The 21,401-nt window shown below is 57.7% G+C and carries 20 protein-coding genes and 1 pseudogene; 7 read left to right on the plus strand and 14 right to left on the minus strand.

What is annotated here, in order from left to right:
• Positions 1 to 204: pseudogene (locus ABRP88_RS06665) on the plus strand (hypothetical protein); the annotation flags it as partial.
• On the opposite strand, the gene ABRP88_RS06670 reads toward ABRP88_RS06665, so the two are convergent.
• The 6 genes from ABRP88_RS06670 to ABRP88_RS06695 all read right to left on the minus strand — a co-directional run bounded on the left by ABRP88_RS06670 (position 201) and on the right by ABRP88_RS06695 (position 6,841).
• A complete protein-coding gene (locus tag ABRP88_RS06670; protein ID WP_349836700.1) occupies positions 201 to 1,595 on the minus strand; it encodes a GntP family permease in 1,395 nt (464 codons plus the stop codon). The pseudogene ABRP88_RS06665 and the gene ABRP88_RS06670 sit on opposite strands and share 4 nt — an antisense overlap.
• A 168-nt stretch (positions 1,596 to 1,763) precedes the next feature.
• On the minus strand, positions 1,764 to 2,381 hold the full coding sequence (locus ABRP88_RS06675; RefSeq protein ID WP_284770048.1) for a zinc metalloprotease: 618 nt from the start codon (positions 2,379 to 2,381) through the stop codon (positions 1,764 to 1,766).
• Between the two features lie 170 nt (positions 2,382 to 2,551).
• Positions 2,552 to 3,646, minus strand: coding sequence for an ABC transporter ATP-binding protein (locus tag ABRP88_RS06680; RefSeq protein ID WP_349836701.1), 1,095 nt, complete (start codon positions 3,644 to 3,646; stop codon positions 2,552 to 2,554).
• A 37-nt stretch (positions 3,647 to 3,683) separates the two neighbouring features.
• Positions 3,684 to 5,006, minus strand: coding sequence for an ABC transporter substrate-binding protein (locus ABRP88_RS06685; RefSeq protein ID WP_349836702.1), 1,323 nt, complete (start codon positions 5,004 to 5,006; stop codon positions 3,684 to 3,686).
• Positions 5,007 to 5,081: 75 nt separating this feature from the next.
• Positions 5,082 to 5,927: a carbohydrate ABC transporter permease gene (locus ABRP88_RS06690; protein ID WP_349836764.1), complete on the minus strand. Its 846-nt coding sequence runs from the start codon at positions 5,925 to 5,927 to the stop codon at positions 5,082 to 5,084.
• 29 nt (positions 5,928 to 5,956) lie between these two features.
• Positions 5,957 to 6,841 carry a carbohydrate ABC transporter permease gene (locus ABRP88_RS06695; protein ID WP_349836765.1) on the minus strand — a complete coding sequence of 295 codons (885 nt, stop codon included), beginning with the start codon at positions 6,839 to 6,841 and terminating at the stop codon, positions 5,957 to 5,959.
• A 536-nt stretch (positions 6,842 to 7,377) separates the two neighbouring features.
• On the opposite strand from ABRP88_RS06695, the gene ABRP88_RS06700 reads away from it, so the two are divergent.
• A complete protein-coding gene (locus ABRP88_RS06700; RefSeq protein WP_349836767.1) occupies positions 7,378 to 8,649 on the plus strand; it encodes a threonine/serine exporter family protein in 1,272 nt (423 codons plus the stop codon).
• Between the two features lie 343 nt (positions 8,650 to 8,992).
• Here the strand turns inward: ABRP88_RS06700 and ABRP88_RS06705 are convergent, their stop codons facing one another.
• The 7 genes from ABRP88_RS06705 to ABRP88_RS06735 form a co-directional block, all read right to left on the minus strand.
• A complete protein-coding gene (locus ABRP88_RS06705) occupies positions 8,993 to 9,949 on the minus strand; it encodes a glycine betaine ABC transporter substrate-binding protein (RefSeq protein ID WP_349836703.1) in 957 nt (318 codons plus the stop codon).
• Positions 9,946 to 10,698 (minus strand): ABC transporter permease, encoded by a 753-nt coding sequence (locus ABRP88_RS06710; protein WP_349836704.1) that lies wholly within the window; start codon positions 10,696 to 10,698, stop codon positions 9,946 to 9,948. The genes ABRP88_RS06705 and ABRP88_RS06710 overlap by 4 nt, the downstream gene beginning before the upstream one ends.
• A complete protein-coding gene (locus ABRP88_RS06715) occupies positions 10,685 to 11,899 on the minus strand; it encodes an ABC transporter ATP-binding protein (RefSeq protein ID WP_349836705.1) in 1,215 nt (404 codons plus the stop codon). The genes ABRP88_RS06710 and ABRP88_RS06715 overlap by 14 nt, the downstream gene beginning before the upstream one ends.
• Positions 11,900 to 11,901: 2 nt before the next feature.
• Positions 11,902 to 12,537 (minus strand): ABC transporter permease, encoded by a 636-nt coding sequence (locus ABRP88_RS06720; protein ID WP_005281738.1) that lies wholly within the window; start codon positions 12,535 to 12,537, stop codon positions 11,902 to 11,904.
• A 189-nt stretch (positions 12,538 to 12,726) separates the two neighbouring features.
• A complete protein-coding gene (locus ABRP88_RS06725; protein WP_349836706.1) occupies positions 12,727 to 13,464 on the minus strand; it encodes a sulfite exporter TauE/SafE family protein in 738 nt (245 codons plus the stop codon).
• A 28-nt stretch (positions 13,465 to 13,492) separates the two neighbouring features.
• A complete protein-coding gene (locus ABRP88_RS06730; protein WP_349836707.1) occupies positions 13,493 to 14,155 on the minus strand; it encodes a TIGR03089 family protein in 663 nt (220 codons plus the stop codon).
• A 25-nt stretch (positions 14,156 to 14,180) separates the two neighbouring features.
• Positions 14,181 to 15,812, minus strand: a complete 1,632-nt coding sequence (locus ABRP88_RS06735; protein ID WP_296087705.1) for an LCP family protein — start codon at positions 15,810 to 15,812, stop codon at positions 14,181 to 14,183.
• Between the two features lie 134 nt (positions 15,813 to 15,946).
• Between ABRP88_RS06735 and ABRP88_RS06740 the strand changes: the two genes are divergently transcribed.
• The 3 genes from ABRP88_RS06740 (at position 15,947) to ABRP88_RS06750 (ending at position 18,775) form a co-directional block, all read left to right on the plus strand.
• Complete coding sequence (locus ABRP88_RS06740; protein ID WP_349836708.1) at positions 15,947 to 16,855, plus strand: glycosyltransferase family 2 protein; 909 nt, start codon at positions 15,947 to 15,949, stop codon at positions 16,853 to 16,855.
• Between the two features lie 93 nt (positions 16,856 to 16,948).
• On the plus strand, positions 16,949 to 18,043 hold the full coding sequence (gene manB / locus ABRP88_RS06745) for a mannose-1-phosphate guanylyltransferase (RefSeq protein ID WP_284609975.1): 1,095 nt from the start codon (positions 16,949 to 16,951) through the stop codon (positions 18,041 to 18,043).
• A gap of 438 nt (positions 18,044 to 18,481) precedes the next feature.
• On the plus strand, positions 18,482 to 18,775 hold the full coding sequence (locus tag ABRP88_RS06750; protein ID WP_005277485.1) for a WhiB family transcriptional regulator: 294 nt from the start codon (positions 18,482 to 18,484) through the stop codon (positions 18,773 to 18,775).
• An 85-nt stretch (positions 18,776 to 18,860) separates the two neighbouring features.
• On the opposite strand, the gene ABRP88_RS06755 is transcribed toward ABRP88_RS06750, so the two are convergent.
• Entirely contained in the window at positions 18,861 to 19,337 is a 477-nt protein-coding gene (locus ABRP88_RS06755; protein ID WP_349836709.1) for a metallopeptidase family protein, read from the minus strand.
• A 94-nt stretch (positions 19,338 to 19,431) separates the two neighbouring features.
• Here ABRP88_RS06755 and ABRP88_RS06760 point away from each other — a divergent pair, with 94 nt between their 5' ends.
• Together ABRP88_RS06760 and ABRP88_RS06765 are read left to right on the plus strand one after the other, a co-directional pair.
• Complete coding sequence (locus ABRP88_RS06760) at positions 19,432 to 19,923, plus strand: DUF3499 domain-containing protein (RefSeq protein WP_410762405.1); 492 nt, start codon at positions 19,432 to 19,434, stop codon at positions 19,921 to 19,923.
• Between the two features lie 107 nt (positions 19,924 to 20,030).
• A complete protein-coding gene (locus tag ABRP88_RS06765; protein WP_349836710.1) occupies positions 20,031 to 21,398 on the plus strand; it encodes a phosphomannomutase/phosphoglucomutase in 1,368 nt (455 codons plus the stop codon).
• Positions 21,399 to 21,401 lie beyond the last annotated feature (3 nt).

Consider the following 21,401-nt stretch of genomic DNA (forward strand, 5'->3'; position numbering starts at 1 on the left):
ACTACCCCCGGTACCCGATATCCGCACCGGTCGGTACTCGATACCGCCCTACCGGTACTAAATAGCGTCGCGCGTCAGTTGCAGTCGCAGTTCGACACCTTGGAACCGTTGGAAGAGGATGAAACTGGCCGCGTCTTCGATGTGACGCGGCCAGCGGAAGAGATTGCAGAAGACGCTGCTGCTTGGATAAAGACCGGCGCTTAAAAGACTGCAGCCGCGCCGTAGAGAACTAGGACGAGTGCGAAGCCAATGGCGGAGATGAGCATCTGATTAACGGTCCATGTCTTCAGCGTTGTCATCGTGTCCATGCCCATCAGGCGGCCAACGAGCCAGAAGCCGGAATCGTTGACGTGGGAGCCGAAGACAGAACCGGCTGCGGTGGCCACAACGATGAGCGCGAGTTGGAGTTCGTTGAAACCGCCAGCTTCCACGGCGGGGACCATGAGGGCAGCGGCGGTAGTGAGTGCGACGGTGGCTGAACCCTGTGCCAGACGGAGGGCTACGGCGATGAGGTAGCAGGCCAGGATGACGGGGATGCCGAGGCCGGAGAGGGAATCGGCAAGCGCATCGCCGATGCCGGAGGTGCGAAGCACGCCGCCGAACATGCCGCCCGCGCCGGTGATGAGCACGACGGAACAGATAGGCCCAAGCGAGGAGTCAACGAGCTTTTCCAGCGCCGTCTTTTCCACGCCGCGGCGCAGGCCGAGGACTACCAGCGCGATAAGCACCGTAATCAGCAGTGCGATTGGAGTTTGGCCGAGCATGACGAAGAACCTGACCCACGTTGCATCGGCATCAATAGTGCCATAGGAAGCTAGGGCATTGAGCCCAGTATTAAAGAAGATGAGCCCCATCGGGATCAGCAAAATAGAAATCACTGTGGTGGCGGAGGCAGGTGTTAAGGGTTGTTCTTCCTTTTCAAGGACAGGCCCGGCGATGGCGTCAGTGACCTTGAATGGGAACTTCTTTCCGGCAAAAAGTCCAAAGCGGTAGCCGGAGATATACCAGGTAGGCAGGGCCAACAGCAGGCCGACGAGCAGCACCAGGCCGAGATCGGCGCCGTAGAATTCACTGGCGGCGACAGGACCGGGGTGCGGTGGCAGGTAGACATGCATGACAGAAAATGCGCCGGCGGCTGGCAGGCCAAAAGCAAGGACTGGGCCATTCAAGCGGCGGGCGACGGCAAAGATAACCGGCAGCATCACGATAAGACCAGCGTCGAAGAAGATAGGAAAGCCCATAATCAGTGAGGCAATGCCGAGTGCAAGGGGTGCTTTATTTTCGCCAAAGCAGCGAACCATGGCATCGGCAAGCGACTGAGCACCGCCGGAAGCTTCCACGAGCCGGCCGATCATGGCGCCGAGTCCCACCAGAAGCGCCACCGAGCCCAGAGTGGAGCTGAAACTCTCCGTCATCGTAGGGACAATGCCTTCGAGCGGTATGCCAGCCGCAAGTGCTGTCAGCGCGGAGACCACCAGCAGAGTGAGAAAAGCGTGGAGCTTGAAATATATAACCAGCACCAAAATCACAGCGATTGCAGCGACCGCAATCCCTAGCAGCGGACCAGTGGACAATGTGGGTTCCCACGTCTCCATAGAGAAGGCTCCTTTTCATGTGCAAACCTTTGAATACGGGCAACGTTAGCAGTAGCTCTGCTAGCCGATGCCCACATTTCCCCAACGTGGCTTATCCACCGCCCCGAAACTGGGCAGATAAAAATCCCCTGGTTCCAGTGAAGGACCAGGGGAGAAGTCGAGGCGTGCTTAGTCGAACTGACCTTGGATGATGGCGGCCGCATCGAGCGGGGTTACGTGATAGGAGATCGGGTTCTGGTTGGAACCTGCCATAAGTGCGCCGGCGCAGGAATGTCCCGCGCCCATCATGTGGCCTAGCTCGTGAGCAATGGTGCCTTGGAGCGCCTCAGGGTAGGTGGCGTTGGGCATCTTGATGGACACCAACTTGTGATCTGGGTAAGCCGAGCCTTGGACGTAGCCGCGGGGATCCGGATTGTAGATGATGGAAATGGTGTCATCATCAGCTTCGGAAGGCTTTACTTCCTTAAGGGAGGCTTTTCCCTCGAGAGCCTCGTTCCATTCGGCAACGGCGGCGTCCAGCTGCTTGCGGTATGGGAAGTTATCCGCCACTTTGTACTTTAGTACGCCATCGCTGAAATAAGGTTTCACAGAGTCCTCATCGTGGAGGATGGAAGGATCTGGAACCGGCTTGCCCTCGTTAGCCAGCTTGGTGATGGCCTTGCAGGTTCCAGGATCGATGATGGAACGTACTGGGTCGCTCTTTGCGTTCGCGGCCGGCGCGGCGATAGTGCCGAGAATGGCGGTGGTGGCAAGGGCGGTGACAGATATCTTCTTCAGAGAGCGCATCGGCAGTTAGTTACCTTTCGATTGGCTTTATCGTTCGTGGAGTGCAGTTGGCCTTAGCAATATCCGCGGGAAACAGAATTGCGTGGATGCCTCAGGCAAGCGAGTAACAATCAATTTTTGCTACACCGGGCAAAATAAAAATTTACATTGTTAGCTTCGCTTTGTCGACTCTAATTTAGACGCTCACCAGTAGTAGAGCTAAATAGGTGGATACGGTCAGGATCTGGGGAAATGCGGAAAGTGTCACCAATCGTGTAATCACGGCGAGCACTTACCAACATCCCAGTTTGTCCGCCCATGCGGGTCGTCGACTGGAGATTTTCGCCCGAGTCTGCCAAGTCGCCATAGAGGTAGGTTTGATTGCCTAGCTCTTCAACGTGCTTAACGGTAAATTCCGCGCCTTCCTCTGTGTGCACCCAATCTTCAGGGCGAACGCCAACGGTAACGGATTGCGCACCATCGAAGTCGTAATTGGCCAAGTTGATGCGAGTAGATCCAAGTGAAAGCTGACTAGAGGTGTGCGCGAGGTTGTAGATATTCATGGCAGGGGAGCCGATGAAGCCGGCAACGAAGACGTTCTGGGGGCGGTCGTAGATTTCACGAGTGGTATCTACTTGTTGTAGGACACCTGCATTAAGCACCGCGACGCGGTCACCCATGGTCATTGCTTCGGTCTGGTCGTGGGTTACGTATACCGTGGTCGTGCCAAGACGACGTTGCAAATTTGAAATCTGCGCGCGGGTGGATACGCGCAGTTTTGCATCCAAGTTGGATAATGGCTCGTCCATGCAGAATACAGCTGGTTCGCGCACGATGGCGCGGCCCATCGCTACGCGCTGGCGCTGGCCACCTGAAAGGTTTGCGGGCTTTCGGTCAAGCAGATCCTCCATCTGTAAAATTTTGGCGGCTTCTTGCACCCGCGTCTTAATCTGGTCCTTGGGTACTTTCCGGTTCTCCAAAGCGAAGGACATATTCTGCGCGACCGACATATTCGGGTACAGGGCGTAGTTTTGAAAGACCATGGCTACGTCTCGATCTGATGGGCTGACTCCAGTGACGTCTTTTCCACCGATCCGAATGGAACCTCGGTCGGTCGGCTCAAGGCCCGCGAGCATTCGTAGGCTGGTGGATTTTCCGCAGCCAGAAGGCCCGACGAGGACCAAAAACTCGCCATCGGAAATATCTAGATTAAGACGGTCAATTGCGGGGCGCTCCGCGTCTTTGGAGTAGATGCGGCTTGCTCCATCAAATGTGACAGTAGCCATGGTGTTACCTTTCAGATACTAAGGAAAATTGGCAAGATTAGCCGTTAATGACGGGCTTTACCTGGTTGTCATAAATGGACTGCAGAGTCTTTTCCAGATCCGTGAGCACCTTGGTGACATCGTCGCGGTTGGTGACGATCTTCTCGAAGGCACCACCAATCTCCTGATCTGCACCGGGGAGGAATACACGGGCGTTGTCCTGTGGGCGTGTTTCTGGAAGCTGCTTGATAGCAGTCTCGAAATTCGGGTTCTCTTCCATGAATTTCTTCTGATTTTCGTTGTCGGCAGCAGAAGAGCGGACTGGCATATAACCCACATTTTGGGACCAGTACGAGGTGTTTTCCTCGTTCGTGATGAAATCAATCAGCTTAATGGCTGCCAACTGGCGGTTCTTGCTAATACCGGAAGGAATGGCGAGGCCGGCACCTCCGGTGGGGCAAGCGCCGTCTCCCTTTGGATTGGGAAGGAATGCGGTTCCTAACTCGAAGTCAGCGGTATCAGTGATACCTGCAAGATCGCCTGTGGATAGGACAGTGGCTGCAGCACGTCCGGTACCGAATTCCATGGCCATGTCATTGCCCATGTAGGAATAGCCATTCTTGTTATCGGTAACATCCTTGAGCCATTCCACAGCCTCGATGGTTTTGTCATCAGTGAACTTCAAATCCCATTCATCGGAGTAGGCGCCGCCCTTAGACCACAAGGGGCCTTGGAAAATCCATCCCAAGTAGCCGACGGCATCGCCCCAGCCAAAGGGCTTCATTTTAGAATCAGCGCTGGCGAGCTTTTTAGACCACTCATCCATTTCGTCCCAAGACTCCGGTCCGCGGTCCGGCAAGCCAGCCTTCTTCCACGCGTCCTTGTTGTAGTAGAACAGGGGAGTCGACCGGGCAAAGGGAAGCGCGAAGTGGCCGCCGTCGTAGTTGTAGTCCTCATAGAGCGGTTGGACATAGCTTGAAAGGTCAATATCGGCTTCTTTGGCTAGATCATCAACATTGGCAATCTGCCCATTGATGGCGAAGTTATACCACCACACATCAGACAGAACCACGATGTCTGGAAGATCAGATCCTGTGAGTGCAGCATTAAACTTTTGTGCTGCTTCCTCGTAGTTCTTTCCTGCGTCAACAAGGTTGACCTTGATATCAGGGTTTTCCTTCTCGAAGCGAGAGATGATTTCTTTTTCGATGTCCTTTGAGGAAGCTGGGTGGTTGGACCACCACGTCAATTCCGTGACCTCGCCACCATCGCCACCGTCGCTCCTGCCTTGGGAACTAGTAGACGAGGTGCCAGCACAAGCGGCAAGAAATGTAGCGGTAGAAGCAGTGGAAGCTAGCGCGAGAAAATTACGGCGAAGCATGGGTATCTCCTTATAGTGAAGTCAGATTGAGAAGAATAGGGTGATAACGGCGAGCGTGATGGGGATAGAAGCCTTCTAACCTTTGACGGCGCCAGTGGTGAGACCTTGAATCATGTATTTCTGCAGGCCAAGGAAGATGACGACCATTGGAAGAATGGTGAGAACGGTTGCTGCCATTACTGGTCCCCAGTTAGTAACGCCATCATTGTTTTGCAGCATGGTCAGACCCACCTGCAAGGGAGCAACCCGTTCCGTATCCGCCATCAGGAATGGCCACAAGTAGGTATTCCATTCGTTTACTAGTGTGATCACGGAAAATGCTGTCAGTGTTGGCCAAGAAACGGGAAGCAGCACCTTGGTGAGCAAGCGAATGGGGCCGGCACCGTCCATGCGAGCAGCTTCCACAAGCTCATAAGGCAAGGAAAGGAAGTGATTGCGCATGAGGAAGGTGCCGAATGCAACACCAGCCAGCGGGACGATGATGCCGACAAAGGTATTACGCCATCCCAGGGAATTGACCAAGGCGTAGTTGGAAATCACCGTGATTTCTGCAGGGACCATCAGGGAAGAAATCACCACGATGAAGACTAGATTGCGTCCTGGGAAGCGAAGGATAGATAAGGCGTAGGCGGAGATGACACCAAGCACAATCTTTATAGCGGATAGGACCGCGGTAATGACGACGGAGTTTCGCAGGTAGGTCCAGAAGGGAACGCGAGTTGTGGCGTCTGCGTAGTTTTTGGTTTCCCACGTCGGCGGTAGCCAGTTAACTGGGTCGGTGTAAATATCACCTCTGGCCTTGAAAGAGGTCATTAAGATCCAGAACAATGGCAGTCCCACGAGCAGGAGGACGAGGATAATTCCTACGTAGCCACCGATGAGCTTGGCACGCCTTGATACAGGGGAAGAGTCTGTGATCATGTGAAGATTTGAATCAGCCATAGGGTGGGTTAACCTCGCTTATCCATGATGCGGACCTGAATCAACGTAACGACGAGCAGGATGAGGAATAGGATTGTCGCAGCAGTGGCGCCGTAACCAGCACGGAAGTTGACAAAGGTTTCGTTATAAATCTGAAAAACCAGCGTCTGGGTGCCGTTTCCTTGAGGGCCGCCTCGGGTCATGACGTTGATGATGTCGAAGACCTGCACAGAGTTGAGCAGTACTGTAATGGAAAGGAAGAAGGTGGTATTGCGCAGTTGTGGCATTGTCACGCGCCAGAATTTGCGCCAACGCCCAGTTCCATCAATGGCGGCAGCTTCGTCTAATTCTTTATCTAAGCCTTGTAGGGCAGCCAAGTAGATGACAAACGTGTATCCCAAGTTCTTCCACACGAATGTGAATGTCACCATGAACAACGCCCAGCTAGGCACGGCGTAAAAGTTTGGAGAACTAATGCCAAACCACCCAAGGATTTCTTGAATCAATCCGAAGTTGGGGTCGAATACGAATTGGAAGGCGATACCAATCGCGGCACCGGAGATGGCATAAGGCGCAAAGACCACCGAGCGTGCAAAGTTGCGGCCTCTGATTTTTTGATTGAGAAGAAGCGCAAGCGCGAGCCCAATTACCATGGAGCCGATGACCGCGAAAAAGGTGAAAATGACGGTATTTAAGACGATCGTCTTTGTATCATCGCGCGTGAACCACTCCACGTAATTATCAAAACCAACAAAAGTGGAGCTTGAACTAGAAATATTCCAGTTAAAAAAGGAAAGCCGAATATTATCTAGCAGTGGCCGGTAGGTAAAAATGGCCAACAAGATGAGGTTGGGCGCCAAAAGTACGGCAGCCAGCAACCATTCCTTATTCCGGCTCTTTGTAGCCTTTCGCACGAGCTCCGATGAATTATCGTTGCTCGGACCGGTGGCCGTGGCAGTCGCGATGCCGTTCTTAGCGTCGGCGTGGTCATCCCTGAGAGTCACACAGCCAGCGTAAACCGCGTAGATTACGGGGTGTTTCACATAGTGGAAACTCTTGATGAATTGCAAACGTCGAGCCCGTAAAGACTAGGGGACTGTTGCGTACTCGATGGAAAACAACTCCAGCGCCCGGGCCTCAGTGAAGGGCCGCAGGGCGCTGGAGCTGGTTCTCTCTATCTCTCTTGCGTTCTCTCAAACGCTAAGGAAAGTATGGCGTTAGACCCTGTTATAGGCATTGAAAAAAGCTGAAATTTTCCTGAAAGTTAGTGGAGGCTAAGAAGGCCACGGGGTAGGTACGCGGTGCGCTAATCTGGAGGGTAGAAGAATTAGCCAAAATGTGGGTGGAAGCTGGGGCAATGGTCGCTGGGAAGTGGCCTACCTCGCAGCTTTCCCGCGAGGTAGAGGTGAAAGATTTGTCGTCGCAGTATGATCCGAATTTTCACCGGCAGATGGGCGTGGAAGCTGACGTCGTCTTGCGCGTCGGAATGATGCTGATGGGGGCTGGCACATCGGGGTACCGCGTGCTGCGCGGCATGAAGCGCAGCGCCCGAGCGCTGGGGTTTGATCACTTGGATGCCAACGTGGGGCTGACCCAGATTACCTGTACCTTTCACCGGGGCGATTCCTTTCGCACCGTGATTGCGCGCACGCATTCGCCGGCCGTCGATGCCTCCCGCATTGAGGCATTGGAGGATCTCACCCATAACCACCTGTATTCCGGAATTACCGCGGAAGAGCTTTCAGGGATGCTCGATTCCATTGAAAGTGACGTGAAAAAGCGCTGGAGCGTGTGGGTCCTATCCACAGTGGCCGCGGTCGCGTGCGCAGCGTTTGCATTCCTGAACTTCTTTCCGGTACAGGCGGTAGGGCTCGTGGCGCTGGCCGCATTCGTGGGGCAGTTCGTGCGATATGAGGTGCTCCACCAGCACGTGCACCAAATTGGCGGGATCATCGCCGGTGGCGCGGCAGCTAGCATCACGTTCTTTATCCTCATCGAGCTCCTAGGATTTGCCGGGGTGGTAGAGCCGAGCTCGCTTTCCTCGGGCTATGTAGCGGCGGTGCTCTTTTTGATTCCGGGGTTCCCACTGTTTTCGGCCCTGATTGATATTGCGCGCTTTGACTTCGATGCGGGCATCGCCAGGCTGGGGTATGCGTTTACGGTCATCTTTACCGCTACGTTTACCGTCTCCATGGTCAGTTGGCTGACGGATCTCAGCCCAGATCCGCCGGTTCCCGCACCGGATACGCGGTGGTATCTACTGGCTTCTGTCGCCAGTTTCTTCGGCATCGCGGGCTTTGCCTTCCTCTTTAATTCCTCGCGCCGCATGGTCCTAGTGGCCGCAAGCGTGGGAACCGTGGCCAACGCGGTGCGCTTAGGCCTCCTGGAGCTGGGCACGACCGTCTACTTTGCGGCTTTTATTGGCGGGCTGATTATCGGACTCTTGGGTGCGGTGGCCTCCCAAAAGGCACGATTGCCGCGCATTACCACCACCGTGCCAGCCGCCGTCATCATGATCCCCGGGGTGACGATGTTCCGCGCGGTCTATTACCTTAACGACGGCCAGATGGATCAGGCAGTGGCAAATGTGGCCACCGGCTTGATGGTGGTAGGCGCCATCGGCGCAGGGATGGTATTTGCCCGTCTGCTTACGGACCGCGATTGGGCGTTGGGGCGCCTTATTGACTTCGATAAGGAAATCCCGCGAAAGAAGCCCGCCTAGCGCCGGTGGCTCGGCCTCGCGGCAGCCACCAGCAACGGCAGCCAGAGGCAGCAGGCAAAGCGGCTGCCAAAAATACGGATAGGAAAACGCCAGCGGCACCCGGTTCCTTTCGGTTCCGAGTGCCGCTGACGTCTCTCTCTACAAGGGTGTTTCCATGTATCGGTTTGCACCGCCCTCTGGAAACTGAGGGGTTCTCTCTATCTCTCTCGTATGCGCTCTCTCAAACGCATGATTTAAGTATGGGGCATATGGCTGGAACAGCCATGGAATCTATCTGATAGGTCGCTGAAAATTACTGAAAGTTTTCTGTACATCCATTTGCTCTGGTAGAGCGGCCAGAGGATTATCCTTCTAGCAGCCCTTCATCGATGAGGAAATCCTGTGCCACGGCGGTATAGTCCTCACCGTCGACGTCCACGCGGGCATTGAGTTCCTGCATCTTTTCATCCGTCAGGAGCTCCGAGAGGGGAGCGAAGAGATCTTTGATCTCTGGGTATTCCTCCAAGACCTCGGTGCGCACAACCGGGGCGAGGTTGTACTTGGGGAAGAAGAGCTCAGGATCCTCCAGCACGGTGAGGTTCAGGGATTTAATGCGGCCATCGGTGGCAAAGATCGAACCGAAGGTGCACTCGCCCTTTTTCAAGGCGGCATAGACGGCGCCGGAATCCATGATCCGGATGCGGTCGCGCGGTGGTTGTTCAACGCCATAGCTATCCAACATGGTAAGCAGGCCGTCATTGCGGGCCAAGAACTCGCTATCGGTGCAATAGGTCTGTTCGTTGGCGGGAATAACCTTAATATCTGCTAGCGATTCGAGGCCGTATTTTGCGTGGGACTGCGCGCTAATGGCTAGCGCGTACGTATTATTCATCGGCGCTGGGGGCAGCCAGGTAAGTCCGTGGTCCTTATCGGCTTCTTTTACCGCCTCGTATTGTTCTTGCGAGCCGGGGACCGGATCGGCATTGCCCAGGTAAGTAATCCAGGCGGTGCCGGTGTATTCAAACATGGAGTCCATATCGCCGACCTCTAGCGCTTGGCGCGTCGAGGTAGAGCCGGGGATATTGGTCAAGTCCTTTACGTTGGCACCTGCAGATTCCAAGAGGATCGCGCCAATCTTGCCCAAGATGACCTGCTCGGTGAAGTTCTTGGAACCGATGGAAATATTGGCGCCGTCGAGGTCAATATCGGCCAGGTCACCCTTTAATTCCCCACTCGGGATGAGGCCACCGGCGGTGCCGAGGCCGCACCCGGCGAGGAAGAACGTGCTAGCGGCGGCAAGCGTTGCGAGGACGCGTTTCATTTGATCATTCCCTTCGGGGCGAAGACAACCTCAAGAACGCGGCCCACCCATTCGACCGCTAAGGCTAAGGATGCGATGAGGACCGCGCCGGAGATGAGAATAGGGTTGCGGTAGAGGGTGATTCCGGTGGTAATCAGCCCGCCGAGGCCGCCGGCATCAATAAAGGTGGCGAAGGCACCAGCGCCGACCAAAAGCACCAGGGAGGTGCGGATACCGGTCATGATGACCGGCAGGGCCATAGGCAGCTCGACCTTGGTGAGCACCTGGAGTGGCGACATGCTGAGGCCGTAGGCGGCCTCAACAAGCTGCTTATCCACACCCCGCAAGCCCGCAATTACGTTGGCGAGCACCGGCAAGAAGGCATAGAACCAGAGGCCGAGGATGGCCACCGGTTCGCCAAAGCCCAGCCAGATGGCCAATAAGACGATGACGCCAACGACGGGCGCGGCCTGGCCAATATTCGCGATGCTGGTGATAATCGGCGCCATGAACTTGGTGGACTTACGCGTTAACACGATGCCCAGGGGAACGGCCGTGGCGATGACCAGCAACGCGGAGATGACCACGAGGACCAAGTGTTCGCGGGTCATGGTGAGTACGGAGCTAATTTGCAAGGTGCGCTCTTCAATATCATCCAGCTCGGCCGTGGCGTGCCAGATGAGCCAACCGCCCACCGTGAGCACCACCAGGATGGGGATGCCGATGATAAGGAGGCGGTCTTCACCGGTGAGGCGCTTAAATTTCTCCACCGGAATCCACCTCCTTTTCATCTAAAGCCTCTTGAGCCGCGGCGTTCATCTGCTGGATATAATCCGTGACCGTTTCGTAGTACAAAACGCCTATGAATTCGCCGCGGCGGGTGACAAGCGCGCCGCTGTGGGAGGAAGCAAGCATGGCAGACATGGCATCGCTTAGCGTAGAGCGCGCATCCACAACGGAGTTGAGCTCGAACTGTGGCTCCGGGATGGTCTCGTAGCGCTCGAGCTGGCGGGCAAAAATCCAGTCGCGGGGATGGCCCTTGTCATCGACGATAACCACCATTTCTTCGCCGGCCTCGCGCAGGCGCGCTAGCGCCTTTTCGGTGGATTCACCGATGCGCGCGGTGGCCTGATCCGCAAGTTCTAGCTCGTCCGCGCGGCGTAAGTTGAGCTGCTTTAAGGCGGAGCCGGAACCAATAAAGTCAGCCACGAAGTCATTCGCTGGCGCGGCAAGGATATTTTCGGGCGTATCGTACTGGCTGATCTTTCCGCCTGGCTCAAAGATGAGGATGCGGTGGCCCAGCTTGATGGCCTCATCGATATCGTGCGTGACGCAGATGATGGTCTTTTTCAGCTCGGATTGGATATTGACCAATTCATCCTGCAGGCGGGTGCGGGTAATGGGGTCGACCGCGCCGAAGGGCTCGTCCATCAAGACCACCGGCGGATCCGCAGCTAGGCCGCGGGCAACGCCGACGCGCTGTTGCTGGCCGCCGGATAGCTCGCTGGGGAAGCGATCGCGGTAGGTGGCAGGATCGAGTCCCACCATTTCCAAAAGCTCGTCGGTGCGCTGAGAAATCTTATCGGCCTTCCACTTCTTCAGCTTGGGCACCAGGGCGATATTATCCGCAACAGACATGTGGGGGATGAGCCCGCCGCCTTGGATGACATAGCCAATATCGCGACGCAGCTGCGTGGGGTTTTTCTTGGTGGCGTCCTCGCCATCGATATAAATGGTGCCGCTGGTCGGCTCCACCAAGCGGTTAATCATCTTCAGCGAGGTGGTCTTACCGCAACCAGACGGCCCGACGAACGCGACCAGCTCGCCCGCCGGAATTTCGAAAGACAGATCCTCGACGGCAGGGGAACCTTGGCCCGAATAAGCCTTGGTGACGTGGTCAAATACGATGCTGGCACCGCTATTGCTCGCGTCCGCAGAGCGTGTGGACGAAGCGTGCGTTGAATCAGACATTCTTAGATACCTTTCGGGGTGGTCAATTTTTGGATTCCGGCGAGAATCGCATCCACGATGAGCGCAATAATGACGACGCCGATGGTGCCCACCAGCGTGAAATTAAGTGCGTTGGTGCCGCCGATTTGGCTGAGTCCTGAGTAGATATATCCACCCAGTCCTGGGCCGAGCGCATAGGCGGCGATGGCGGCAACACCCATAGACATCTGGGTGGAGACGCGGATGCCAGTCATAATCACCGGCCAGGCCAGCGGCAGCCGGATGCGGAAGAGGATAGCCGTCGAGCTCATGCCCTGCCCGCGGGCGGATTCGATGACATCGTCGCTGACATTGTGCAAGCCGACGATGGCATTTCGCAGGATGGGAAGGACGGCATAAAAGACCACGAGGGCAACCGACGGTATGGTGCCGATGCCAAACAGCGGGATGGCAAGACCAAGGAGCGCCAGCGATGGCAAGGTCAGGCCAATGGAGGTCAAGGCATTAGCGATAGCCGCACCGCGCGGGCGCTGGGCCACAAAGATGGCAATAACCAACGCGATGACCAGGGCCACGGCGACTGATTGGATGACAAGGCTTGCGTGTTGGTAACTGCGGAAAAGGATATCCTGCCAGCGCGCAGCGATAAATTCGTTCATTTCATCACCTAAAAGAAAGAGAATAGGGCGCAGGGAAAATTATTAGGGGCACAGGCTCTTTGGTCCTTCCTCTGCGCTGATGATGTGCTTCTAGCGTACAAGCCTTTTTACGCGCGAAACAATAGCGTGACAGGCTGGGCACAAAACCGGGGGCAGTGAGCACGAGGTAATACCGGTCTTAGTGGCGACCTAGAAAAACAGCACTTGGCCGATAAGGGCAAGGGCAGCGGTAATAGCTACCACCGTGACGATGCGGTTAAGGCGCTTGGTATCGATGAAGTGGTTTAGGTAGTTGGCAATGAACAGGCCGATGACCACCAAGGGGCTGTACGCCGCTGCGGCATAGACCTGCGGCTGGGTGACCTGGCCGCTATAGCCCAGGATGAAAAGGGACATGACGGTACCGATCACAAAGGTTCCGGCGAGGCTGCCGCGGGTGCGCTGTGGGTCAAAGCGCTTCATAATCAGCGCCATCGGCGGGCCACCGATGGAAGTAGAGGTTCCCAGGAACCCGGAGGTCAGACCGGCCAGGACGGTATTGCGCTTGGTGGGCTCGGGGCTCCAGCCGAGGCTGGAGAGGGACATCGCCAAGAGCACCGCGCAGCCGATGAAGATGGAAAGGCCATCGTGCGAGAGAGAAGCGATCGCCCACGCGCCGGCAAATGAGCCAGGAATGCGGGCTATGACGGATATGCCAACTAGGCGCCATGAGGTTTCGCGGTACGTGCGCGCCAGCGTATAGATGGAAATGCACAGCGCGAGGAGCAAAATGAGCGTGGGGACTAAATCCGGGCGCAGGAGCGCGACAATGGGGGTGGCGATGGTGCCGAGCCCAAAGCCGATCGAGCCCTGAGTGATAGTGCCGACCAAAATGAGCACACCAATAAAGATGTAGACCCACGCGTCTGAAGAGATTCCCAAGAACATGATGGAAGGCAAGTATAGGGCACTTGGCCTAGAGCCGGGCGGTTACTTTCTCATTCGCTGCAATTTCATCCAGGCGGGACGCGGGGCAGAGTCCAGCGACGATGACGGCGGAGCCGCCGGCCGCTAAGGGCTCGAGGACGGCGCGGGTGAAGGAAGATTTATCGCTCCACCCGGTAGATAGCAGCCGCTCGGCGCAGCCGGGCGGGGCCACCAATTCCGGCAGGGGCTGGGTTTCACCAAAGTATTGATCGCCATAAAAACGGACGGTGGGGCCGAAGTCGATGGTACCGGTGGGCAGATCCCCGCCGGATTCAACGATGCCGTGGCCAAAGGGGTCGTCGCTGATGAGCACGATATCGGCCTGCGGCTGGCGCTCTTGGGCGGCGAGGTAGCGGGAGGGGGAGGTAAAGACGACATCGGCAAGCGCGGCCGATTTACCGAAATCAAAGCTGGGCCCGGCGGCGAGGGCACCTAAGGCAATGACGGCGGCCTGCCACGAGGTGGGCACGTCGATGGCGATGGTGGAATCCGGCTCTAAGTCGAGCTCTTCTTCCAACATATTGGCGATCTTGGCCACCCAGTTATCGAGCGTCTGGGCGGAAAAATCCATGCGCGCGCCGGTGGATTCGTTATAAACAGTCAGCCGCGGGGTGGCGGCATCGGCGTTTAAAAGATGGGCGAGTAGTTCCATACCCGCCCATCGTAGGCCAGCCTGCTTAGTTCACGCAGCGCGGACCGTGGCCGCCGGCGTCGATTTCAGGCGAGACCTGGTTGGCGCCGAAGTCATTGCCCGGTGTTCCTACTAGGTCGGTATCTTCTTCGGCTGCGGATTCCTCCGCGCTGGCCTCCTCATCGGAAGGGCCCTGGTAATCATCGGTGGCCACGACGAGCAAGGTATTGTCATCGAGCTGCGGATTTTCTACCACAGGAAGGCCACCGAGCTTTTCCGCCAGCTTCTTGGCATCTTCGCTCTCCGGGTCTGCGGCCACGACCTGGGACTCGGAGTAGATACCGGGCTGGGCGTTGGCGGAGCGCTCAACGGTATAGCCGGTGTTTTCCAGCCAGGTGCCAATGCCAGCGGCCAATCCATCGATATTGCCGGCATTGAGGACGTGGACCTCGTTATCGGAGTTGATATCGGCATCGTGCTCCGGCGCGTTTTCGGAGTTTTCCTCCTTGTTGGCCGCGTCCTCTTCGGCTTCCTCGTGCGACATGGCTAGATCCTCCATGAAGCGGTGGACCTCATTGGTATCGATGGTGACGATGGATTCGCCGTAATCGCCGCGGCCATCGATAGAAGTGACCGGGATAGTGGTGAAGGTGACATTGCCGCCGGCTAGGCCGGCCAGCTGGGTGACAAAGCCCATGATGTCCCAGCCATCATCGATGACCACGGAGCGCTCCACAGCCTTCGCAATCTTGGATAGCTTGGACGGGCTGGTCAGCGTGTCATTATCGAGCACCTTATTCACCAGCGAGGCCATATACGCCTGCTGGCGCACGATGCGGTCAAGGTCACCGCGCGGCAGGTTATAGCGCTGGCGCACAAAGGTCAGCGCCTGCGCGCCATCGAGGGTCTGGGTGCCCTTATGGAAATTGGCGCCGGACATCTCGTCCTCAACATCCTCGTTGAGGCACACCTCGACGCCGCCGACGGCATCAGTAAGCAGCGTAAAGCCCAGCAAGCCCACCTCGGCGTAGTGGTCAATGGACACGCCGGTCAGGGAGTGCACCATCTTGAGCAGGCCTTCGCGGCCGGCTTCCACGCCGTGCTTTTCGATGTCCTTATCCGAATACGGTTTCTTCTCACCCTGCGCCTCCGCCTGGGCGTTTTCCTGCTGGAGCTGTTGCACCTTGTCGTTTTTGTGCGAGGCGTAGACGGCATTGATCTTCATATTGCCGTAGTCCGGATCGTTGACATAGGTATCGCGCGGAATGGAGACCGCGGTAGCGCGCGAGCCGTCTTCTGGAATGCGCACGAGCATGATGGTGTCGGTATTTTCCTCGCCCTCGGCAACGCCGGCGTGGAGATCCGCCAGCTCCTTTTCGGAGAGCGGATTGCCCTGGGCATCGGTACGCGAGTCCTTGCCCACGAGCAAGATATCGGCGGCGCCGTCCAAGGAAGGATCGGATAAACCATCCTCGCCTAAAGATAGGTCCGAGGCGGAGGACATGCCCGTATCCAGGCGCCCCACCGTGGCATAGCCCACGCCGGAGACAGCTAGGATGAGGGCAGAAATGACGGCCACGATGGTTTTGGTGGCCGTGGAACCCTTTTGCTTAACCGCGCTAGCGGCAGAGGGCGCGGGTTGGATATTGCGCGCCCGGCGAGTGTTCTCAGAAGTCACAAGTGAAGGCTTTCTACTTTCCGGGGATCTGGAGATAGTTTAGGGGAGATCTCGCCGAAATTAGGGATCCGTGACCAGTTTCGCGTGTTTGAAACAGTGTCTGTCTCCTGACGTGGCCCCTGGCATGACTAAGCTTGGGGCCCATTGTGACTACTGAAACTACAGCTCCGCTCGCCGTTATCACCGTGACCTATAACCCCGGTGAGTACTTGGCGCGCTTTTTAGACTCCCTGCCGGACGCCGGTGCTAACGGTACCCAGGTGGTGTTGGCGGATAATGGTTCGACCGACGGTATCCCCGAAGCCGCCGCTGCGGAAGAAGAGGACGTGCACTTCCTCGATACCGGCGGCAATATCGGCTACGGCGCCGGCATGAACGCCGGTGCGCGGTGGGTGCGCGAGAACCGGCGCGTAGACGATGAGTTCTTCCTTATCTCTAACCCGGATGTCACCTTTAGTGAAGGCGCCATTGACCAGATGATCGCGTGCGCACGCCGCTGGCCGGATGCCGCGGCGGTAGGCCCGCGCATCGTGGAACCAGATGGCAGCAACTATCCGTCTGCCCGGTCGGTGCCGAATATATCCACCGGGATTGGCCACGCGCTGTTTTCTAACCTATGGCCCTCTAATCCTTGGACGCGCACGTACCGCAATGATGCCGATATGTCCGTCCAGCGCCCCGCAGGCTGGCTGTCTGGGTCCTGCCTCTTGGTGCGCTGGGACGCCTTCGATGCCATTGGTGGCTTTGATGAGCGCTACTTCATGTACTTGGAGGATGTGGACTTGGGCGATCGCTTCGCCAGCGCCGGATATCAAAATATTTTCTGCCCGGAAGCCGTCATCAGCCACGCTAAGGGGCATTCCACCCAGGCGCACGCCGGGGCGATGCTGCGGGCGCACCATAGCTCCGCGTATCGCTTCCAAGCGGACCGTCACCCGGCGTGGTGGCAGGCCCCGCTGCGCGCCGCGCTGTGGCTGGGATTGCAGGCGCGGGGCGCGGTAACGGCCGCTCGCGCCAGCACGGCCAAAGATTCAGAGGCCTGAAGCGCGTGCCGTTGACCTGGTTTCTGGCCGCGGCCGCATACACTGACCTTCGAAAAACCTCAGAATAAGATTGTCTGCATACAAAGGATGACTATGACTGAAGCAGCCACCACTCATGGTGCCACCACCGATGCGGTGATTTTGGTGGGCGGGCGCGGTACCCGCCTGCGCCCACTGACCATTGGTACGCCCAAGCCCATGCTGCCGACGGCAAATTACCCGTTCCTGCAGCACCTGCTCGCCCGCATCAAGGCCGCGGGCATTGAGCACGTGGTGATGTCTACCTCGTATAAGGCAGAGGTTTTTGAGGAATACTTTGGCGATGGCTCCGAGCTCGGCCTGGACATCGAATACGTGGTAGAAGAAACCGCGCTGGGCACCGGCGGCGGTATCCGCAACGTCTATGACAAGCTGCGCAATGACACCGTCATGGTCTTCAACGGCGATGTTCTTTCCGGCATGGATCTAGAGGGCATCTTGACCACGCACCACAACAAGGGTGCCGATGTCACCATGCACCTGCTCAACGTGGCGGATCCGCGCGCCTTTGGCTGCGTGCCCACGGATTCTGAGGGCCGGGTCACGGCCTTTTTGGAAAAGACCGAGGATCCACCAACCAACCAGATCAATGCCGGTTGCTACGTCTTTGACCGCTCCGTCATCGAGTCCATCCCTGCAGACCGCGTGGTCTCGGTAGAGCGCGAGACCTTCCCAGGCTTGCTTGCCGATGGCCGCTTGGTCGTCGGCCACGTCGATAACTCCTACTGGCGCGATATGGGCCGCCCAGATGACTTCACCCGCGGCTCCTCCGACTTGGTGCGCGGCATCGCCCCATCGCCGCTGTTGGAAGGTCGCACCGGCGAGTCCCTCGTGGAATCTTCTGCGGGCATTGCCGGCGGCGTGCTGCTGCTATCTGGCACCGCGGTGGGCCGCGGATCCGAGGTGGGTGCGGGCTCCCGCCTGGAGGGAACGGTGGTCTTTGATGGCGTGCGCATCGAACCGGGCGCCATCATCCACAACTCCATCATTGCCTCTGGCGCCCACATCGGTGCCAATGCGGTCATCGAAAACTGCGTCATCGGCGAAGGCGCCCACGTGGGTGCCCGCTGTGAGCTTGTGGACGGCATGCGAGTCTTTCCCGGCGTGACCATCCCGGATGCCGGCATTCGCTTTAGCTCCGACGCCTAAAGCGCCCGCCGCCTTCCCTCCGCACCGCCTGCAGCTCGGTAACGCCGCGCGGTGTGGAGGGCTTTGTGATCCCTGCCCGGTCGAGATTTGGGAGACACGCCGAAAGTTCCTGAAAATTGTTGACAGAAAAACCGGGTACCACTATATCTAGTACCCCCTACCTACACCCCCGGATGGCACCGGGTGTTACTAATGTGACGGATGGGGATCGTGTGCAGCGTTTTTCCGATAAAGCGCGAAAAAGGCACTAATTCAGGTTGACGATATTTAGTGATCCGGTGTGAAATTACATCAGTGCAAGAAACGGCGACCGACGCACTTGTTTTCACGGATTGGTTCGCGGATTGACGGCGATTCAGCCGCACTTCAGCCTCGTGTACAGTCGGTTGCACTGATTAGGATTACCCAACCTCGGAGAAAGGAAAAGGCGTGGACAAAATGGCTAATAACAACGCCATTCTCCGTGGCGGTGCTGCTGCAGAGGTATCGCTCGATGAACTCTTCGGTGCCGTCGAGCAGGAGTGGCAGGATCAAGCGTTGTGTGCGCAGACGGATCCAGAGGCATTCTTCCCTGAAAAGGGAGGTTCCACCCGTGAGGCAAAGCGTATCTGCCAAGCCTGCGCGGTGCGCGATGAATGCTTGGAATACGCGCTGGAGCACGATGAACGCTTCGGAATTTGGGGCGGGCTTTCGGACCGCGAACGCCGCCGCCTTAAGCGCGAGATTGGTTAATTAAGTTGTGTGCTCTAGCCCTTGGCTGCGCCCCCTGAGTGGTGCGGTCAAGGGCTAGAGTTTTCTTTGTGGTGCGAAAACCTCCCTACCAGCTATAGCGCGGGTCTACCTCCTCTGGGGCGAGGTTTAAGTAATTGGCCACCAGGGCGGTAATGACCGTGCCGAGGAGTTCCGCGCGCTCGGCGGAGGTGACGGCACGCTGCTCAATGGGCATGCGGAAGATAACGAGCCGGGCGCGAGTGGGGGTGCCAGCAGAGTCGACACCGGCGGGCACGATGCGGCCGAGCGGCACTGGGCCATCAGCAATGATCTCATCTGGCAGCACCGTCATATCCGCCGAAAGTCGCATGCGCGGGATGGTATCTACCGCAAGGTCGAGCCCGCGCAATTGCGGGGCGAAGGCGTGCTGAATGGGTGCGTAGGCCTCGAGGACGGCGGCATCGAAGAGCTCGCGGGCGCTGCGGTAGCGCGGGGTTTGCTGCGGTAGCAAGGGCCCGTGCAGGCCGCGCCCGTGACAATCGCGGGCGGGACGAATATGCGGGCGGGGGCGAGCGGCGGTCATGGCGTTGATTCTAAAGCTCGGTGACGGCGCAATAAGTGCAGCCACGCCGGGGAAGTACTATCTAAATCTCAACCAAGGGTTTAGACTATTGTCCGTGACTGAATCTCGCCATTGCTCCCGCCCAGGCTGCGGCCGACCCGCCGTGGCGACGTTGACCTATGCATATGCGGATCAAACCGCAGTGGTTGGTCCGCTGGCAGAAGAGGATAACCCGCATAGCTGGGATCTGTGCAGCACCCACCGCGACCGCATCTCTGCGCCGGTGGGGTGGGAACTGGTGCGCGTAGACCGCATTGAGCTGGACGAGGATGATGACCTTATGGCCCTGGCGCAGGCGGTCAAGGAAGACGGCAGGGTAACCACGGGGCTTGTCGATGACCGCAGCGCCGGCTCCGGGGCAGATCCCATCGATTACACCGCCACCTTCGATGGCGCTGATCCTGCCAATTCTAATCACCCGGTATTTCGCACTCGCCGCGTGGCCTATGCCAAAAAGGCCCGCCGCGCTCACCTGTCCGTAGTTCCCGATGCGCACAGCGAAGATAATTCTGCCGAGAGGCAGGACACGGACTCTGAGTCTGACTAAACCACGGGCGCTGGGCACAGCGCCCGTGAAAGTTTGCGCTAGCTAGCTGCAGACACGGATGGAGCACTGCCCTAGTTGCCCGCAGGCGGGGAGTAATATTGCGAGGTATGCGAACTCGTGAGCATCTTGATGCAGTGATTAAGGCCTATGACGTCCGTGGCGTGGTGGGCGAAGATATCGATGAAGACTTCGTGCGCGATACTGGTGCCGCCTTTGCCGCAATCCTGCGCGAAGAAGGCGAAAACACCGTGGCCGTAGGCCACGATATGCGCCCGTCTTCTCCCGCGCTGGCGCAAGCCTTTGCTGAAGGCGTGGTGAGCCAAGGCCTCCACGTGACGCTTCTGGGGCTTACCTCCACCGATGAGCTCTACTATGCCGCGGGTTCTATGGAGTGCGCGGGCGCGATGTTTACCGCCTCCCACAACCCGGCGAAGTACAACGGCATCAAGCTCTGCCGCGCCGGTGCCGTCCCCGTTGGACAACAGACTGGGCTGGAAGAGATTAAGCAGATGCTTATCGATGGCACCCCAAACTACGACGGCCCCAATGGTGCTATCGCCGAGCAAGAAATCCTGACCGGATACGCGGACTTCTTGCGCCACCTCGTGCCGCTGGAAGAGTCCAAGCCGCTGGTCGTGGCCGTCGATGCCGCCAATGGCATGGGCGGACACACCGTCCCGGCCGTCTTCGATGGCCTTCCCTTTGATGTCCGCGACCTCTACTTCGAGCTCGACGGTACCTTCCCCAACCATGAGGCGAACCCACTGGATCCCAAGAACTTAGAGGATCTGCAGAAATTCACCGTAGAGCAAAAAGCCGATATCGGCCTTGCCTTTGACGGCGACGCAGACCGTTGCTTCGTGGTGGATGAGAAAGGCCAGCCGGTATCGCCGTCTGCCATCTGCGCGCTGGTGGCTAGCCGCTACTTGGATAAATTCCCGGGCGCGACCATCATCCACAACCTAATTACCTCCAAGACGGTGCCGGAGCTCATCGCGGAAAAGGGCGGTACCGCAGTGCGCACGCGCGTGGGTCACTCCTTCATCAAGGCTCAAATGGCCGAGCACAAGGCGGCCTTTGGCGGCGAGCACTCCGCGCACTACTACTTCCAGGAATTCTGGAATGCCGATTCCGGCATGCTGGCCGCCATGCACGTTCTGGCCGCGCTGGGGCAGACGGATAAGCCGCTTAGTGAGCTCATGGCGGAGTACTCCCGCTATGAGGCCTCCGGGGAGATCAACTCCACCGTGGCGGATCAACAGGCCGCCACCCAGGCGGTACTCGATGAGCTGGCGGATAAGATTGAATCCGTCGATGAGCTAGATGGCGTTACGGTCGAGCTTAAGGGCACGGATGCTTGGTTTAATGTGCGCGCTTCCAATACCGAGCCGCTGCTGCGACTCAATGTTGAGGCGAAGACCTCCGAAGAGGTGCAGCAGATCGTAGACGAGGTCCTCGCCATCATCAGGCGCTAATTA

This window comes from Corynebacterium sp. KPL2734, from assembly GCF_040225595.1.
Lineage (GTDB): Bacteria > Actinomycetota > Actinomycetes > Mycobacteriales > Mycobacteriaceae > Corynebacterium > Corynebacterium rhinophilum.

What these genes read in the sequence shown, in the direction of transcription:
- ABRP88_RS06720 (WP_005281738.1), bottom strand. Translation starts at nt 12,537, where the DNA reads ATGAACGAATTTATCGCTGCGCGCTGGCAGGATATCCTTTTCCGCAGT.
- ABRP88_RS06680 (WP_349836701.1), bottom strand. Translation starts at nt 3,646, where the DNA reads ATGGCTACTGTCACATTTGATGGAGCAAGCCGCATCTACTCCAAAGAC.
- ABRP88_RS06700 (WP_349836767.1), top strand. Translation starts at nt 7,378, where the DNA reads ATGGGCGTGGAAGCTGACGTCGTCTTGCGCGTCGGAATGATGCTGATG.
- ABRP88_RS06715 (WP_349836705.1), bottom strand. Translation starts at nt 11,899, where the DNA reads ATGTCTGATTCAACGCACGCTTCGTCCACACGCTCTGCGGACGCGAGC.
- ABRP88_RS06705 (WP_349836703.1), bottom strand. Translation starts at nt 9,949, where the DNA reads ATGAAACGCGTCCTCGCAACGCTTGCCGCCGCTAGCACGTTCTTCCTC.
- ABRP88_RS06685 (WP_349836702.1), bottom strand. Translation starts at nt 5,006, where the DNA reads ATGCTTCGCCGTAATTTTCTCGCGCTAGCTTCCACTGCTTCTACCGCT.
- ABRP88_RS06765 (WP_349836710.1), top strand. Translation starts at nt 20,031, where the DNA reads ATGCGAACTCGTGAGCATCTTGATGCAGTGATTAAGGCCTATGACGTC.
- ABRP88_RS06750 (WP_005277485.1), top strand. Translation starts at nt 18,482, where the DNA reads ATGGCTAATAACAACGCCATTCTCCGTGGCGGTGCTGCTGCAGAGGTA.
- manB (WP_284609975.1), top strand. Translation starts at nt 16,949, where the DNA reads ATGACTGAAGCAGCCACCACTCATGGTGCCACCACCGATGCGGTGATT.
- ABRP88_RS06690 (WP_349836764.1), bottom strand. Translation starts at nt 5,927, where the DNA reads ATGATCACAGACTCTTCCCCTGTATCAAGGCGTGCCAAGCTCATCGGT.
- ABRP88_RS06730 (WP_349836707.1), bottom strand. Translation starts at nt 14,155, where the DNA reads ATGGAACTACTCGCCCATCTTTTAAACGCCGATGCCGCCACCCCGCGG.
- ABRP88_RS06675 (WP_284770048.1), bottom strand. Translation starts at nt 2,381, where the DNA reads ATGCGCTCTCTGAAGAAGATATCTGTCACCGCCCTTGCCACCACCGCC.
- ABRP88_RS06670 (WP_349836700.1), bottom strand. Translation starts at nt 1,595, where the DNA reads ATGGAGACGTGGGAACCCACATTGTCCACTGGTCCGCTGCTAGGGATT.
- ABRP88_RS06755 (WP_349836709.1), bottom strand. Translation starts at nt 19,337, where the DNA reads ATGACCGCCGCTCGCCCCCGCCCGCATATTCGTCCCGCCCGCGATTGT.
- ABRP88_RS06725 (WP_349836706.1), bottom strand. Translation starts at nt 13,464, where the DNA reads ATGTTCTTGGGAATCTCTTCAGACGCGTGGGTCTACATCTTTATTGGT.